The sequence below is a fragment of the Shimia sp. SK013 genome (assembly GCF_001292625.1).
Lineage (GTDB): Bacteria > Pseudomonadota > Alphaproteobacteria > Rhodobacterales > Rhodobacteraceae > Shimia.
In genome coordinates this window covers 23,259-39,476 of sequence record NZ_LAJH01000028.1, presented here as the reverse complement: position 1 = coordinate 39,476, position 16,218 = coordinate 23,259, and the positions used below count along the sequence as shown (strand labels likewise).

Sequence of the window (16,218 nt, the reverse complement as noted above, 5' to 3'; positions counted from 1 at the left end):
ATTAAATCGGCAGACTAACGCTCAAATTAGAAGATGAAGTCGTTAATATTCAGATCGCTGAGCTGAACACCTAGCAATGTAATCCGTCCACCATCTCCTGTGGCAATAACAACTGAGTTGCCGCTTGAGGAAAGGATATGGTTGTTGATCAAATCTTGAAAATCGGTGATTGCGACAACGGCTTGCAAGTCTAGGCGTTCGTTGGAGTTGGATGTATTGAAATCAGTGATCGTGTCATTGCCGTGGCCGGTGGAAAACTCAAAGATGTCTCCGTTCAGGCCTCCGGTCATCAGATCGTCGCTGACCCCGCCGACCAAAGTATCAAAGCCCGCGCCGCCGAAGAGCGTGTCTTGACCACCCCCGCCGCGCAAATAGTCGTCTCCGGCTTCGCCAAATGCGATGTCACTGCCCGCGCCGCCAGAGAACAGGTCGTGTCCGTTGCCTCCCCAATACCGATCGTGGCCGTAACCGCCTTCTGCGGTATCGTTGCCGTCCCCGCCATAAAGGCGGTCTGTGCCACCCCCCCAAAAAAGGAAGTCGTCGCCGCTTTGGCCGTGCAGCGTATCTGCGTGCCGGCCGCCTTCCAGCACGTCATTGCCGGCCCCACCTTCTAACAGGTCAAAAAGATTGCCGCCCACAAGAGTATCGTCGCCAGCCCCGCCATTGAGCGTGTCATTTCCACCGTTTCCACGCAGCATATCGTTGCCGGTGCCGCCAAAAAGCCGATCGCGCCCAAACTCACCCAGCAGTGTGTCATGCCCGGTGCCGCCCAAGAGAGTGTCGTTATCCGATCCACCTCTCAGGTGGTCCTGCCCGCCGCCGCCTTCCAGAATATCGTTACCAATTCCGCCTCGTAGCACGTCGTCGCCACTGTTGCCTTGCAGGCTGTCCCGCCCGTTGCGCCCGAAAAGGGTGTCGTTGCCGAAGTCCCCAGTCAATGTGTCAGCCTGATCACCGCCATCAAGAAGATCGTTGCCATCCGCCCCGGCAATAATGTCGGCACCGGCACTTCCAGACAACGTGTCGTTGCCTGTGTTTCCTGTCAGAGTGTCTTCCCCGTAGGTACCATTGAGAGATATACCGGCTGAAGGTCGCGCCGAGAGTAAAAGTTCCGCCAGCGTTAGGGATCCATCCAAAAAGTCGAAGAACTCGACGTTTGTCACGAGGTCGGTCCCGACCGGGCAGATAATCTCGATCATACCGTTGCCCAAGTCGTTCACCACAACTGTGGATCGTGTCAGTTCAAAAACCAATCGGTCCGTGCCGCCGCCGCCATCAACGGAGTCATTGCCCGCGCCGCCGGTCATTACGTCGTCCTGTCCGCCGCCAAGCAGCGTATCGGCACCATTTCCACCTAGAAGACGGTCATTCCCGGTGCCGCCAATCAGGCTGTCATCGTCGTCGCCACCGCTAAGCGTGTCATTGCCGGCCAATCCCGCCAATGTGTCGTTGCCTGTGCCCCCTTGCAGAACGTCGTTAACGGCAGTGCCGATCAACGTTTCGTCTTGTGGAGCGGGGTCGGGGTCCGGGCTTGGATCCGGTTCGGGCTCTGGTTCGGGATCAGGCAGAGGCGGCTGTGTGACAGGCGAAGTGACTGGGTGCTGAATCGCAGCGATCAGGGCCTCTTGCAATGTAGCTGCAGTCAGAGCTGCACCAGTTGAGAAAATCTCCAATGTGTCGTCGCCAAACGAGAGAAGCGCACCCGTGGCGGTGTAGGACACACTGAGTTGAGAAATTGAATAAAGGCCAGGCATTAGAGACAGGTCAATCTGATCCACCCCGACTTCAAAGTCAGTTATGATGTCATGCGCCCCGTCCGCGCCAATAACAAAAATATCCGCGCCATCGCCACCGGACAGGTTATTTTGCCCCTCACCGTCTCTGAGGATATCATTTCCTGCGCCACCAAGGATTGATCCGGCTCCCTCCAGAACCAAGACGTCGTCACCTGTGGTGCCAGCGAGCTGCCCAGAAGGTGCAACAAGGAGATCTCCAAGGTTGGAAATGTCGATCACCAGTTGCGTCAGGCCCGCTTCGGTACCCGAACCGACAAACACCTGAATTTCGTCACCGACAACACACGCCGTCAGTGCGGATATATTCTGCAACCCGGTGTCAATTCCGTCTGCCAAAGTGTCGAGCGCTAGCAGGTGCCCGCCAGGGATTAGCACCATGACGGTGAGTCCATCGTCTGCGCCAGCGGCAAACACGAACACATGACCATCGACAGTCACAGTGTCCACCGCTGTGACGTTCTGAAAACGACTGTTTTGTGTGTCCAGCACATGGTCAGTGAGTGTAAGTGCGCCATTCGCGCCAATTTGAAGGATAGAAAGGCTGGAACTGCCAGCTGCGGCGACGATCAGGTATTGGACGTCATCCAAATCGACTGGGGTGATATTGGTAATTGCGGAAACCGGCAGGCCTTCGGTCGCTCCGAAGGACCCTTGATGCTGAGGTCTTCCATTGCTGTCTATGAGATAAACGTCGATCCCGTGATCCGTTGACGAACCGGTGAAGAGATAATCCCCTTGGGCTGTTGTCACGCGGCTCATGGCCGAAATGGTGCTCGTGTAGTCGCCCTGCGACGCGCCCACGGTGTCGATGAGGGTCAGAGAGCCATCCGGGCCCTGCTCGAAAACCCGCAATCCAGTTCCATTAGGGTCCGCCACGTACAAAATTGTCGAGGGTCCGGCCATGCCGGCTAGAGCCACGCCGCCATTGCTGGCGTGTGTTCCGCCGGTCAGAAATATGTCAACGGCGGCGGCCATATTTGTGGCTGACTGTACTTGAAGGAATGCCAAAACCGGTTGTGCAAGGCTGTCGGGGGCTGACCCTCCGCCAAGAGAGACCCGCCCGCTTGTGAGTGTCAAAACGTCTCCGACGCTGGCCAATGTGCCTGAGTGCGGAGTCAGTTCGATGCCAGTGTTGGCGCCGTGGTGCAGGAGTGTGACCAAACCTGTATCCGGTGCCAAAAGGAAAGAAAAAGTGTCTGATGCTACCGAGAAACTGCTACTGATCAAGCGACCAGCTATTTCAAGTGAAATCATGAACCAAATACCTGTGCCAAAAAGGCGAAACCAAACGCCGTTAGGGTGCCCGCTGGGCGCGCGCGGCCGTGGGCAGAAATGTGGCAAAAGGGCGGAAAGTAGCTTAGAGCTTTCGAAAAACAGTTTCAAATTCGAGTAATTGGGTATGCAGTTAACCCAACTTAGACTACCCGGTGGTTGAAACGCTCATGTCTTTTGTATTCAGCCTTTCGACATCTTGATGGCAACGCTAATAAGGTGATTATTGGCTTTCTAGTTCTGTGGAACGTGTGATGATTTTGTTAGATTTTTTCAAACGCGACAAACTCGCGCGCTTTTCACGGGCGGTTCGCGAAGAAGGTTTGCGCGGCGCGCTGGCCCGCACAAGACAATATGTGTCTGCCCGACTGGCAGGGCGTGGCATCACGTCTGTGATCAGGCGCCGCGAGCCTCTGGGTCATCGACCTCCGTCGGAACATCTGGCCTCAGTGTGGCTTGATCTGGCTGAGCGTGATGGATTTCACATCTCTCAAGCCCCTGCAGTTTTGAGCCGACGCCGAAAAGTGGCGATGATTGGCGATTTGAATTTGCCACAATGCCGCAAATACCGGGTTGAACAGCTGGATGAGATTTGGCGTTTGGCCGACGTGGACTATAGTTTTTCGCATTACGAAGATGTTGCTCGGTCGACCGCCATTTTACAAGATGCGACGCACGTGATGTTTTACCGGCTTTGCACGACGCCAGTCACAAGTATGCTTAGTTATGAAGCGCGGCGTTTGCGGTTGCCGATACTGTATGATCTCGACGACCCACTGTTTTCCGTCTCTGCATACGGCACCTATGAAAACATGAAGGCTTTGCCAGCTTGGCAAAAAAAACACTTCATGAACGAGGCGCCAAAGTACTTGGATGTCATGAACAGCGCGGACATGTTGTCGGTGTCTACTCCAGGAATGAAAGCTCATGCGGAGCTGTATTCCAATCGCCCGGTTCATGTACGTCGCAATTTCGCTGACACCCAAGCTTTGCAAGCTGGCGCGCGCGCAATGAAAACCCCGACCCCGCCCGGTAAGGAAGGGTTCCGCGTTGCTTTTGCCAGTGGGTCACAGGGCCATGAAATCGACTTCAACTTGATTGTTGACGATGTCACCGCGTTTCTGGCGGGCGGCGCGGACCGCAAGTTGGTCATTTTGGGACACTTCAACCTAAAACTTCTGCCCGAAGGCCTTCGAGATCAGGTCGAAACCCATCCATTCAGCGACTACGAAACCTATCTGGAAACGTTGGCCTCTGTTGATTGTGCTGTGATGCCGCTGACAGACGACATCTTCAACCGCTGCAAAAGTGCAGTTCGTGTTATTGATGCAGCGTCCGTGGGTGTTCCCAGTATTGTCGGATCTGTCAGCGATATGGCTGAAGTTGTCGAAGACGGACTGACAGGGCGTGTGATGCCAAAGGGTGCAAGTTGGGCTGACGCGCTTGATCAAATGGCATCAGACCAAGTCCGCACCAAGGAAATGGGGCGTCAGGCGCGTCAGCTCCTTGAGAGTCGGTGGAGCGCGCGTCTTGATGCGCCCGTAGTTGATCCCGAGATAATTCGTTGGGTGCAGGAATGACCAAGATCGCTGCGAAACCGCCCCATATACTTGTGATCAATGTCTTTTTTGCGCCTTTCACCTATGGCGGTGCGACGGTGGTAGCAGAACAAGTTGCGCGGCGTTTGCAGAGTGAGCACGGCTTCAGGGTCAGCGCGATCTCGGTCACCAGTCAGGATGGGCTGCCACCCTATTCGGTGCTAAAAACCGAACAAGCGGGCATCGTGAACTACGTCATCAATCTGCCGTTTCACCGAAATTATGCCGAAACTTACGACAACCCTCAAGTGACCGAGGTTGTGGAACGTCTCTTGCGCAGAATTGGGCCAGACGCGGTCCATATGCATTGTCTTCAAGATCTCGGCGCCGGAATTTTGCCGATGATCAAGCGTCACAAGATTCCTATGGTTCTGTCGACGCACGATTTCTGGTGGCTATGCGAGCGTCAATTCATGATCAGGATGGATGGACGATACTGCGGGCAGGATCCCATCCAGATTGAGGGCTGCCGTGGGTGCGTGGACGATTTCGAACGTGCCCGAAGTCGCGTTGGGCGCCTAAAAGCGGCCGCGGCCGTTGCAGATGTGGTCACATTTCCCAGCCGGTTTGCCCATGACCTGAGTGTTAAGTCGGGGCTCGAAGGGAAAAAGACGATTGTTTGGCAAAACGGCGTGACCGAGCCCTCCGAAGGTTTCTTCAAGGCTCAGACCGAGCGCCGTGACGTCAGCGGCGGCCGTGTCGCCTTTGGTTTTGTAGGGGGGCCCTCTCACATCAAGGGGTGGCCAATCATTCAAAATGCGTTTTCCGAAATCTCCCGCGAAGATTTTGACGGGTATTTGGTCGACGGCAGTATGGACGGCAGCTGGTGGCGGGATGCGGACTATTCCAAAATGAAGGGAAATTGGCAGGTTCATCCCCGTTATAATCAGGCAGAAATTGATGATTTTTATGCCAAAATTGATGTCCTCCTGTTTATGTCCCAATGGAAAGAAACCTTTGGGTTGACCATTCGCGAGGCTTTGGCCCGCGGCATTCAGGTGATTCAGACCGACAGTGGGGGCACCATCGAACATGCTGCCGTTGACCCTGACCGGTTGCTACAGATCGGCGACGGACCGGAAGAGCTTCTGCCGCATCTCGAAGACGCGCTAGAACGCAATCATGCCCTTCAGTCGCCAATCGAGGTGACAGGATTCAGCAAGCAGGCAGCCGAAATGGCGGAGTGCCTAAACGACCTGATTTCTGAGTCGGATCACCGGTAAAGAAGGTCGCGGGACGTTCGGTGAAGTAGCAGAAGTCCGAGCAAAAGCGTGACGATCGAGAGAATTGAAACGAAGAGTGGTGATACAAATGACGCGTCGTAGTTGAAGTATATGCTGCGCCTCATCTGTCCTGTGACGTGAATAATAGGGTTGTACCACAGGTAGGAGTTGTAAGGCGGTGGAACCGACTCGAACAAGTAAAACACACACGACAGGAACAGCAAAGGGCGGGTGAGAACACCCCAAACCCGTTCCCAAGTCGGAAATCGCATGAAAAGGTAGCAATTCAACGTTCCGATGCCGGCTGACAAGCCAAGCAGAAGTAGCCATGAAATCAACATTTGACTGTAGTTGATTTGCAGATTTAGCCCATAGAGCAAGGCAATTAAGCCGACCACGACGATAAACACGAGCAACTGCGTAAGCGTATTCAAAAAAAGGCGTGCGAGGATAGCATCAAGATAAGAAACCGCCGGGAATGCGAGCAATGCTCTGGAGAATTCCAGTGCTTTTGACAGTTTGCCGGAGATATCCAGAAAGGCCAAAAGCGGAAGCAGGCCCGACGCATAAAATAGTGGAAAGTTTGTCCCGAGATCAGGCTGTCTCAAGGCGAGAGAGAAGATAAGCGTCAGCAACAAAACGCCGGCAGCAGGTTGTAGGATAGCCCACAAATACCCAAAAGGTGTTCGACCGTAAGTGGTCGACATCTCGCGCAGCATCAGTGCGCAAAGAGTACGCAAAGTGCGGAAAGAGCGTGGCTTTAGAGCGGTAAATTCAGTCTGTGGCATGGCGAGGAGTGCTGGCTTTCTAACTGTCACATGCTATAGCTCCGATGTAATGCACTTTAGGTTTCGAGTAAACGAGAGAGCGAGTTTTGACCAAGACGACCACCTCGCCGAGTTCCCAACAGGAACAAGCAAAGCCGGGCTCAGAGAAGCCCGACGGTGCGGCTGTCCAGTCAGCGACAGACAGAAAAAACGCGGAGCAGCGCAACATGTCGGCGGATGATCAAGATACAAAGCCACCCGCCCGCAAGGGCCAGGGTCGCAACGCTGGTCAACAAAAAGGCCCAAACCAGAGACGGGGTCAGCAAAAGCAAGGACAACAAAGACAAGGCCAGCAGAGCGCAGGTCAGCGGCAAAGTCCGCCGCCAACTGCCCAGCCCGTCGCAAGTCCAGCCCGCCTCCGTCGCCGGCATTTCAAGCTGGCCTTGTTTTTTCTGCTTTGGGTTGTGGCGCCGCTCGCGGGTGTGGTGGGCTATCTCTATTGGGTCGCGCATGACCAGTACGCGTCCTACGTCGGCTTCACCGTGCGGTCAGAAGAGGTTAGCTCAGGCATAGATATTCTCGGTGGCATTACCGATCTGTCCAGCAGTAGCACCAGCGACACTGAAATTCTTTATAAATTCATCAGTTCCCGTCAAATGGTCGAGGCTGTGAACCGGGACTTGGACCTCGCCAGCATTTATGAAAACCCTGATGACCCTCTTTTTGGCATGCCTCCGAATGGCACCATTGAGGACATACAGGCCTATTGGCGCCGGGTGGTGAAGGTTTACTATGACACCCGAAGCGGGCTTTTGGAGCTGCGCGTCGTCGCGTTCACACCCGAAGATGCGCAACGCATCGCACAGCATATCGTGAGCGAAAGCACCAGCATCATCAATGAGTTGACTGCAATCGCGCGGGAGGACACCACACGGTATGCACGCGAGGTGTTGGATCGTACAATCGAGCGCCTGAAAGAGGCGCGGCAAGCTATCAATACGTTCCGGGCGCGCACCCAGATTGTGGATCCGCTGGCGGACACGCAGGGCCATCTCGGGTTGCTCAACAACCTGCAAACCCAACTGGCGATGGCATTGATTGAGTTAGATATGGTGCGTCAGACCGCGCGTTCAGGTGACCCGCGCATCACTCAAGGTGAGCGCAAAGTCCAAGTCATCGAAGAGCGCATTTCCGAAGAGCGCAACCGCTTTGGCAGCGAGACGGAAAGTGAGGACGACACCTACTCCCGGCTCGTAGGCGAATACGAGGAGCTTGCGGTTGAACTAGAATTTGCCAACAGCAGTTACCTTTCAGCGCTGGCGGCCTACGATTCAGCATTGGCTGAGGCACAACGCAAGTCGCGCTATGTGGCGGCCTACCAAGACCCCACGCTGGCGCAGTCGGCCGAATATCCACAACGGTTTCTGATCAGTGCGCTTGCATTTGGCGCGTTAACGCTGAGCTTCATGATCTTGTGCCTCGTGTACTATTCTTTGCGGGATCGCCGATGATCAAAATTGAGGACCTTTGCAAAACCTATCATATGAATGGGCGCAGTAAGGTTGTCGCGCTCAACGTGAACGCCACACTTCCATCGCGCACTGCGGTGGCTATTCTGGGCCGCAACGGCGCGGGTAAATCCAGCTTGATGAAGATGATTGCTGGGACCATGTCTCCGGACAGCGGGCGGGTGTTGTCGAGTGGAACAATTTCCTGGCCGGTGGGGTTTGCGGGCTGCGCGCACCCGCAGCTGACCGGCTTGCAAAACACCAGATTCGTGGCGCGAGTCTATGGCGTTGATAGCGACGAACTTGTTGAGTCCGTTAAGGAATTTGCGGAACTTGGACAACACTTCTATTTGCCAGTGCGCAGCTATTCATCAGGCATGAAGTCCCGTCTGGCGTTTGGCCTTTCAATGGGAATTCACTTCGACACCTATTTGGTTGACGAAGTCACGTCGGTCGGGGATGCGACGTTCAAACAAAAGAGCGAAGAGGTCTTTTTTGAGCGCTTGCAACACAGCGGAATGGTGATGGTTTCACACTCGATGCGTTCGATCAAAAAGCTATGTACCGAGGGGGCTGTTCTGGAAAATGGGCATCTGACATATCACAAAAATGTCGATGATGCGATCGATCACTATCAGAACAATCTTGCCCGAGGGACCAAGAACAAAAACCACAAACAGCAGGCTGTGCAGGGGTGAAGCGTTGCGCTGCGAGACGCAAAAGTTAACGGGTCGAAACGGCCAAAATCCGCTAACTGCATATCGACTGTATCACGTCGGTATTGCGTAGGTGCGACATTCACAAACTCACAAGTTAGCCCAGCGCGCGCAGTGCAACGGTCAGCGGCGGCCAAAAACAGTCTGAAACATGATCGAAAAATCCCAACAGACATTGTGATTGTCCCGATAGATCACGTCCAGTTCTGCCTTGCGCGGCACGCAGGCGCGGCAATAGATGCGGTCGGTCTCCTCGGCAGTTTCGCAACGGTCCAGCAGCAGAGCTTCGTGCCGGTGATAAACAAGTGACGCCAGTCCGGTGATTCCGGGCCGTGCCTTGAGTACTTCGCGATAGATATCGGGGAACTGTTCTACATACCGGCGCAGTGGCGGACGCGGTCCAACCAACGACACGTGCCCTAGAAACAGGTTCCAGAGTTGCGGCAACTCGTCCAGCCGTTTGGCCCGCAAAAACGCGCCTGTCTCGGTGACGCGTGACGACTTGTCGCCGCCGGTGGCCATTCCGTCATCGCTGCCAAGGCGCATGGTGCGAAACTTCACCAGACCGAAGCCTTTTTCAGGGGTCTTCATCCGTTCGCTTACAAAAAATATGGGGCGTCCGTCGCGGATCAGAACAAGCAGCGTAACCCAGATGATGATTGGTGATAAAACCAACCCGAGAAACAGGGCAGAGAGAATATCGATCAGGCGTTTGAAAGGCGTCATGGGTGCACAGTCCACTCTCTTGTCGGTTTTTGCAAACCAGTTCCTTGGGTGCGCTGCATCACAGACGGCTTTTAGGGGGAGGTCGGTCAGGGACCCGATTTTTTGGCCTAACGCAGGTGGGGTTTTCGCGAAAACCGGTCTTGCCCATGGACTTGCACATTCCCAGCGGTTCGTTGCTTTTTTGTGCCCGATGAGGCACACAAAACGGACCATTTTTGAGCCATCCCGAAGAAGTCCGGTCAAAATACTTTCGGCTGTGCAACAACTTAGTCACTGATGGATAAGGCCAAACGATAAATTGATGGAGAAGCTCTGATCGTTTCCCGCGGCTTTTTGAGTAGGATTTGCTTTGACGACCACTGACTTGATCACCCCTGTACTTCTTTCTGGCGGGTCCGGCACCCGACTTTGGCCGTTGAGTCGCAAGAGTTACCCCAAGCAGTTTTCGCCACTATTGGGGGAAACATCGCTGTTTCAACGCTCAGCTGAGCGATTGAGCGGTGCGGATTTCGCAGCGCCCATGGTTCTGACCAATTCGGATTTTCGGTTCATCGTGACCGAGCAGTTGGCCGGTGTCGGGATCGATCCCAGCGCAATCCTGATTGAACCGGCGGGGCGCAATACAGCGCCTGCGGTTTTGGCAGCGGCGATGTGGCAGGCCAAGACCGATGAGAACGGGTTGCTGCTGGTGGCGCCGTCCGATCATGAGGTGCCTGACGCCGCGGCGTTTCGGGCTGCGGCGGCGGCGGGCGTGCCAGCGGCGCGGGATGGGCAGATTGTGACCTTTGGCATCAAGCCGACGCGGGCCGAGACCGGCTATGGCTATTTGGAATTAGTGGAAGATCCCGGCGATTTTGCCGCGCGACCTGTGGCGCTGTCGCGGTTTGTGGAAAAACCTGACGCGGATCGGGCGGCGGAGATGTTGGCTGCTGGCACCTATTTGTGGAACGCGGGCATTTTCCTGTTCACAGCGAAAACCATCATTTCTGCGTTTGAAACCCACGCGCCCAACCTGATGGCGCCGGTGCGCGCAGCGGTGGACAGCGGAAAGCCTGACCTCGGGTTTCTGCGGCTAGATCCTGAGGCGTGGGACGGCGCCGAGGATGTGTCGATCGACTATGCGGTGATGGAAAAGGCCGACAATCTAATGGTGGTGCCGTTTGGCGCGGCGTGGTCCGATCTTGGCGGCTGGGACGCGGTTTGGCGCGACAGTGGTCCGGACGCGCAGGGTGTTGTGATCCACGGTGCGGCGACGGCGATTGATTGTGAAAACACGTTGTTGCGGTCCGAGGACGACGGGTTGGAGCTTGTGGGGCTGGGTGTGAAAAACCTGATTGCTGTGGCGATGCCGGATGCAGTTCTGGTGGCAGACGTATCACGGGCACAAGAGGTTAAGCGCGCAGTCAGCGCGTTAAAGGCCAAGACCGCGCGTCAGGCGACGGCGTTCCCTAAGGATCACCGGCCGTGGGGCTGGTTTGAAAGTCTTGTGATCGGAGATCGGTTCCAAGTGAAACGCATTCATGTGGACCCCGGTGCGGCGTTGAGTTTGCAAAGCCATCACCACCGGTCCGAGCATTGGATTGTTGTCGAAGGCACTGCGAAGGTGACGGTGGATGATGAGGTCAAACTGGTGAGTGAAAACGAGTCGATCTATATCCCGCTGGGCGCGACGCACCGGATGGAGAACCCCGGCAAGGTGGCGATGGTTCTGATTGAAGTGCAAACCGGCACTTATCTGGGTGAGGATGATATCGTCCGCTATGAGGACCTGTACGCTCGAGGGTAGGGGATCGGAGTGGAAGTGTCAGCCCGCCACCACCGCTTGCAGATCAAAGATCGGCAGAAGTACGGCCAGCACAACCAGCAAAACAAAAGCGCCGACAAGCATCATCAACATCGGCTCAAGCAGGGCCGCGATGCGTTTGCGCTCGGACGTCAGGTCGCTTTCCACCAGAATGGCGCTGCGTTCGGCCATCGGGGCCAATCGAGCGGACATCTCGCCAGCGCCAACCAGTTGTCGGGCCACAGGAGGGATGATCGACAAGCGGTCAAGCGCGTCTGACAGGCTTGCGCCTTCTTGCAGGGCTGTCTGCACGGAGTCCGCCTCGGCACGGAACTGCGCGATGTCCAGAACACGGGCGGCATTTTCAACAGCGACCGGTACGGTTTGGCGGCTGGCGAGTACCAACGCCAGCGTGCGCAGGTATTGCACCGCTGCGGCGCGGCGCATCAAGCGGCCGATGAGTGGCAAGCGTAACAAAAAGCGGTCGCGCACTGCGCGCATGGCTGGCACGCGGTTGGACAGCACGATCAGCACAGCGAGCGCGACGAGGGCGATAGATACGCCCGTAATGTTATCGCGAATCCAGTCGCTGACGGCCAGCACGCGGCGGGTCAGCGGCGGCAAAGGCTGGCCCGAGATTTCGAACATTGCGACGATTTCGGGGGCGACATTCACCATCAGGATGGCGCAGACCAGAAAGGATACAGCCGCGACAAAAGCCGGATAAACCAGTGCGCTGACGATTTCGGCGCGTTCGCTGCCAAGGCTTTCCAGATGGCGGGCGAGTTCTTCGAAAACGGTGGCCAGTTCTCCGGCGCCTTCACCGGCGTGAATGGCGGCGGTGACATAAGCGGGAAATCCTGCACCGGCCTCTTCCAGAGATTCCGCGAGCGTGCCGCCCTGCATCAGGCTGGCACGGGCGCGGGTGGCCACGGTTGCAAGGGCAGTGCCATCGCCGGAGGTGCGGATCGCTTCGAGCGCGGATTCCACGGGCATGTCGGCACTGAGGAGCACGGCCATCTGGCGGGTGAATACCGCTTGCAGGTCTGAATTCAGGCGCGCGGTGCGGCGCAGGCCGTTTCCAAACGAGGGGCGTTTACGGGACGCCGTGAGGTCGGACACAAACAGGCCCTGAGCCCGCAGGCGGGCGGAGGCGTCGGCTTCGGTGTCGGCGAGAATCAGTCCCTTGGTGCGCGCACCTTCGGCGTCAAATGCGGTGTAAGAAAACGGTCTCATGCGCCGTCGCCCACGACTCGCAGAGCTTCGGCGAGGGAGGTTTTGCCAGCGGCCACCTGCAGGAGTGCTTGGCCAATGAGGGTTTTTTCCTCGCTCAGGCCCAGACGTGTCAGTTCCATCTCAGACGCGCCACCGTCGATGGCGGCGCGTAAGGTGTCGTCGACTTCGGTCATCTCGAAGATACCGACACGGCCAGCGTAGCCAGAGGTGTTGCAGGAAGCGCAGCCCTTGGGTGCATGGATCACGTTAGGCACGGCGATGTTGTGGCGGGTGAAGTGTTCGGCCTCAGCTGCGGTGGGCGTCTCGGGTTCGGAGCATTCGCCGCAGAGACGTCGCAAAAGGCGCTGGGCAATCACGCCGCGCAAAGTGGCGGAGATCAGGAAGTCGTCCAACCCAAGATCACGCAGGCGGATGATGGCGCCGATGGAGGAGTTGGCGTGCAGAGAGGAAAAGACCAAGTGGCCCGTGAGGGAGGCCTGCGCGGCCACAGAGGCGGTTTCGGTGTCGCGGATTTCGCCCACAAGAATCACGTCGGGGTCTTGCCGCAGTGTTGCGCGCAGGCCGGCAGCAAAACTCATGCCAATTTCAGCGTTGACCTGAGACTGGTTCACGCCGGGCAGGTCGTATTCAACGGGATCTTCGACGGTGACGATGTTGCGATTGTCGTGGTTGGTGAGCTTAAGCAGCGAATAGAGTGTTGTGGTTTTGCCCGATCCGGTTGGGCCGGTGGCTAGGATGATGCCGTTTGGCAGAGCCGAAAGGCGCTCCAACAGCGCCACTTGATCGGTTACGAGGCCCAGCGCATCAAGATCCATCAGGCCGGTGGATCGGTCCAAAATCCGCAACACAATGCGTTCGCCGTAGTTGCCGGGAAGGGAGCTGACGCGGGTGTCGATCAGCCGCCCACCGAGGCGCAGAGGGATGCGGCCATCTTGCGGCAATCGGGTTTCGGCGATGTCCAGTCCGGCCATGACCTTGAGGCGACTGACTACGCGGCGCACCGGCACGTCGTCGCGCTCCATGATGGTTTGCAAAAACCCGTCGATGCGCATGCGCACACGCAGACCGGATTCAGAGGGTTCAAGATGCAAATCCGATGCGCGAGCCAGAACGGCGCGGCGCAAAAGCTGGTTGACCAGTTGGATCACCGGCGCGTCTTCGGCGTCTTCCAACAGGTCGCGTTGGCGGGTGGTGCCGGTGTTGTCTTCGAGATCAAAGGAGAGGCCGTCGTCGGGAGCCGCGCCTGCGTTTGTCGACTGATAGAGCCGTTCCAACGCGCGTTCAAAGGCGTCTTGCCCAAGGTGTGTGATGTCAAATGGACCAGCGGCGCGGCGACGTGCCTCGCGCAGGCCAAGCGACGTGGCCCGGGGTCCAACCAACAGTGCGTCGCCGTCGCGCGCGACCTGATGATCACGCGCAAAGGAAAACGGCAGCGCGGCCGCGCTGGTGCTGTCCTGCCCGTCAGTTTTTGAAGGTGAGGCGGGTGGGGAGCGGCGGGAGGTTTCGGCTTTGGGCGACATCGTCGAGGAATCCCGCGTCAAATGGTTGGTTCAAATCCGCGCCATCAAACGGAAAGCTTGCATTGGGCGTGTTGGGGTAAAGATGACTGTCTGCGGGTTGCAAAGCAAGGCTGGCCTTTCGGGCGTCTTTGGCAGCCTTTTTGGTGATGCGCTGGCCTTCGGCCTCGGTGCTGATGACGCGGGGGCGCAACATGACCAGCAGAACGCTTTGGTTCTTGGTGGCGTTTTTGCCCCGGAACAAGCCGCCGACCAGCGGGATATTGGACAAGCCGGGCACCTTTTGCGAGGTGGCGCCGCTTTCGTTTTCCAGCAGGCCACCGAGCATGATCACATTGCCGTCTCGCACCAGAACGGTGGTCGACAGCGCCCGTCGCGCGGTGATTTCGCCACCGGCGGCGGAGGCCTGACGGGTGAGGTTGGAGACCTCCTGCTTGATCAAAAGGCGCACGGTTTTATCGGCGTTGATCTGTGGTGTGACGTTCAAAGTCAGACCCACATCGCGGCGCTCGATGGTCTGGAACGGGTTTTCCGGATTGGAGGACGTGCCGGTCGACGTGTAGGTGCCGGTGACAAACGGCACGTTTTGAGCCACGACAATTTCGGCTTCTTGGTTGTTGAGCGTCATGATCGACGGGGTCGACAGCAGTCGCACCGAGCTGGTGGAGGCCAGCGCCGAAATGAATCCGAAAAACGCGTTGTCCCCGCTTTGATTTCCGCCACCGATGATGCCGCCGTCGCCCGGGTTCACGACGTCGCCGTTGACGGCTGCCGAAATCAGGCTGGTGAGGCTGGGGCGGCCCTCTAGGGAGAATTGTACGCCGCCGACGATGGCATTGTTGATCACGCCTGCAAACTGGCTTGTGAGATCGGAATAGCCTTCGACGGAAAGTTCAAAAATCACTGCTTCGACAAGCACTTGGGTCGGGCGGCGGTCGAGGTGGCGCACCATAGCGGTGATGTCTGTCATGACATCGCGCGGGGCGGTGATCAGAAGAGCGTTGGTCTGAGGTTCGGGCACCACGCGGACAAGCTGCCCTTGATCGGTTTGATCGGAAAAGCTGCGCAAAACGACGTCGGCCAGAGCCGAGGCATCGGCATAGTTGAGCTGTTGGACGCTGCTGACGGTGACAGTGCCGCGTTGGTCCAGTTTGGTGGCGAGCGCGCGGATGGTGTGGCGCACGTCGTCGGAGCCGGACACAATCAGCGCGTTGGAACGGCGGTCAACGGAAATTGTCGCGCCGCCACGCAGCAGGCCCATGCCCTCGATTACGCCGACCATTTCGGCCGCGTTGGCATTGTTGAGGCGGATCAACTCGATGGTGTCTTCGCGCGGTTGGTCCAAACGGGCGATCAGGTTGGAGATGCGGCGGTGGTTCTTGCCACGATCGGACAGGATCAACAGCCCTGCGCCCGGCACAGGCGTGATCACCGCCTCAGAAGGCAAGAGCGGGCGGATCACTGTGATGACTTCGTCCAGCGAGGCGTGGTTGATCTTAATCACGCGGGTTTCATACCCGGCGCTGTCGGTTGGAAGTGCTGAGCCATCAGCAAGTTCTCGTGCGACATTCATAGGCACAATGCGGGTCACTGCGCCGCCGTCGACCACCGTCAGGCGGTTGAGTTCCAGAACGCTGAGGAAGACTTCGTAAAGCGCATCTGGTGCGAGACCTTGCGGGGCGAGAACGGTCACTGTGCCACGCACTTGTGGGTCCAGAACAAAATTACGGTTGGTGGCTTCGGACACGATTTGAACAAAGCTGCGCAGGTCGGCGTCGCGCAAGTCCAGTTCGACCTGCGCGGAAGCGGGCGGTGCTGTCAGGGTCATTTGCGTCAAGGCCAAAGCAAAGGCCAAAGCCAGCGTGCGAATTGGGAGTCTGAACATCTATCTGTCCGCCCTTTTTGGGCAAGAAATCCGCGCGCACAGGGTGATGACCGGCAGATATGCCAGAGTCAAAAGGGTCTGTATCGCGGGGTGCTCTGCCCGTGCCTCATGATAAATCGCCATTTTTGGCGTTATTTTCGGGCAGCTTACCGCAAACTGGTCGGTTTGTCGTTAAGGAAATCCCCCACAGG

The 16,218-nt window shown here is 57.1% G+C and carries 11 protein-coding genes; 5 read left to right on the top strand and 6 right to left on the bottom strand.

The window, feature by feature from the left end; genetic code table 11:
* Positions 1-26: 26 nt before the first annotated feature.
* Complete coding sequence (locus SHIM_RS20250; RefSeq protein WP_193749966.1) at positions 27-3,023, bottom strand: calcium-binding protein; 2,997 nt, start codon at positions 3,021-3,023, stop codon at positions 27-29.
* Between the two features lie 299 nt (positions 3,024-3,322).
* Between SHIM_RS20250 and SHIM_RS18570 the strand changes: the two genes are divergently transcribed.
* Positions 3,323-4,648, top strand: coding sequence for a glycosyltransferase (locus SHIM_RS18570; protein ID WP_054004192.1), 1,326 nt, complete (start codon positions 3,323-3,325; stop codon positions 4,646-4,648).
* Positions 4,645-5,889, top strand: coding sequence for a glycosyltransferase (locus SHIM_RS18565; protein WP_054004191.1), 1,245 nt, complete (start codon positions 4,645-4,647; stop codon positions 5,887-5,889). The genes SHIM_RS18570 and SHIM_RS18565 overlap by 4 nt, the downstream gene beginning before the upstream one ends.
* Here SHIM_RS18565 and SHIM_RS18560 read toward each other — a convergent pair.
* Positions 5,880-6,677: an ABC transporter permease gene (locus tag SHIM_RS18560; RefSeq protein ID WP_054004190.1), complete on the bottom strand. Its 798-nt coding sequence runs from the start codon at positions 6,675-6,677 to the stop codon at positions 5,880-5,882. The two genes, SHIM_RS18565 and SHIM_RS18560, sit on opposite strands and share 10 nt — an antisense overlap.
* Positions 6,678-7,099: 422 nt before the next feature.
* On the opposite strand from SHIM_RS18560, the gene SHIM_RS18555 reads away from it, so the two are divergent.
* Both SHIM_RS18555 and SHIM_RS18550 read left to right on the top strand, forming a co-directional pair.
* Positions 7,100-8,167, top strand: a complete 1,068-nt coding sequence (locus SHIM_RS18555) for a sugar transporter (RefSeq protein ID WP_241488927.1) — start codon at positions 7,100-7,102, stop codon at positions 8,165-8,167.
* Positions 8,164-8,862, top strand: a complete 699-nt coding sequence (locus tag SHIM_RS18550; RefSeq protein ID WP_054004189.1) for an ABC transporter ATP-binding protein — start codon at positions 8,164-8,166, stop codon at positions 8,860-8,862. The genes SHIM_RS18555 and SHIM_RS18550 overlap by 4 nt, the downstream gene beginning before the upstream one ends.
* 141 nt (positions 8,863-9,003) lie before the next feature.
* On the opposite strand, the gene SHIM_RS18545 is transcribed toward SHIM_RS18550, so the two are convergent.
* Positions 9,004-9,606 (bottom strand): sugar transferase, encoded by a 603-nt coding sequence (locus tag SHIM_RS18545; RefSeq protein WP_054004188.1) that lies wholly within the window; start codon positions 9,604-9,606, stop codon positions 9,004-9,006.
* A gap of 364 nt (positions 9,607-9,970) precedes the next feature.
* Here SHIM_RS18545 and SHIM_RS18540 point away from each other — a divergent pair, with 364 nt between their 5' ends.
* Positions 9,971-11,392: a mannose-1-phosphate guanylyltransferase/mannose-6-phosphate isomerase gene (locus tag SHIM_RS18540; RefSeq protein WP_054004427.1), complete on the top strand. Its 1,422-nt coding sequence runs from the start codon at positions 9,971-9,973 to the stop codon at positions 11,390-11,392.
* An 18-nt stretch (positions 11,393-11,410) separates the two neighbouring features.
* Here the strand turns inward: SHIM_RS18540 and SHIM_RS18535 are convergent, their stop codons facing one another.
* The 3 genes from SHIM_RS18535 to SHIM_RS18525 are packed head-to-tail and all read right to left on the bottom strand — an operon-like array spanning position 11,411 to position 16,027.
* A complete protein-coding gene (locus SHIM_RS18535) occupies positions 11,411-12,625 on the bottom strand; it encodes a type II secretion system F family protein (RefSeq protein ID WP_054004187.1) in 1,215 nt (404 codons plus the stop codon).
* Positions 12,622-14,145, bottom strand: coding sequence for a GspE/PulE family protein (locus SHIM_RS18530; RefSeq protein WP_082358474.1), 1,524 nt, complete (start codon positions 14,143-14,145; stop codon positions 12,622-12,624). The genes SHIM_RS18535 and SHIM_RS18530 overlap by 4 nt, the downstream gene beginning before the upstream one ends.
* A complete protein-coding gene (locus SHIM_RS18525) occupies positions 14,087-16,027 on the bottom strand; it encodes a secretin N-terminal domain-containing protein (RefSeq protein WP_054004186.1) in 1,941 nt (646 codons plus the stop codon). The genes SHIM_RS18530 and SHIM_RS18525 overlap by 59 nt, the downstream gene beginning before the upstream one ends.
* Positions 16,028-16,218: the final 191 nt, after the last annotated feature.

Bases quoted from the DNA above. Each gene is read 5' to 3' on its own strand.
- SHIM_RS18570 (WP_054004192.1), top strand. From the start codon at position 3,323: ATGATTTTGTTAGATTTTTTCAAACGCGACAAACTCGCGCGCTTTTCA.
- SHIM_RS18565 (WP_054004191.1), top strand. From the start codon at position 4,645: ATGACCAAGATCGCTGCGAAACCGCCCCATATACTTGTGATCAATGTC.
- SHIM_RS18560 (WP_054004190.1), bottom strand. From the start codon at position 6,677: ATGCCACAGACTGAATTTACCGCTCTAAAGCCACGCTCTTTCCGCACT.
- SHIM_RS18550 (WP_054004189.1), top strand. From the start codon at position 8,164: ATGATCAAAATTGAGGACCTTTGCAAAACCTATCATATGAATGGGCGC.
- SHIM_RS18545 (WP_054004188.1), bottom strand. From the start codon at position 9,606: ATGACGCCTTTCAAACGCCTGATCGATATTCTCTCTGCCCTGTTTCTC.
- SHIM_RS18535 (WP_054004187.1), bottom strand. From the start codon at position 12,625: ATGAGACCGTTTTCTTACACCGCATTTGACGCCGAAGGTGCGCGCACC.
- SHIM_RS18530 (WP_082358474.1), bottom strand. From the start codon at position 14,145: ATGTCGCCCAAAGCCGAAACCTCCCGCCGCTCCCCACCCGCCTCACCT.
- SHIM_RS18525 (WP_054004186.1), bottom strand. From the start codon at position 16,027: ATGTTCAGACTCCCAATTCGCACGCTGGCTTTGGCCTTTGCTTTGGCC.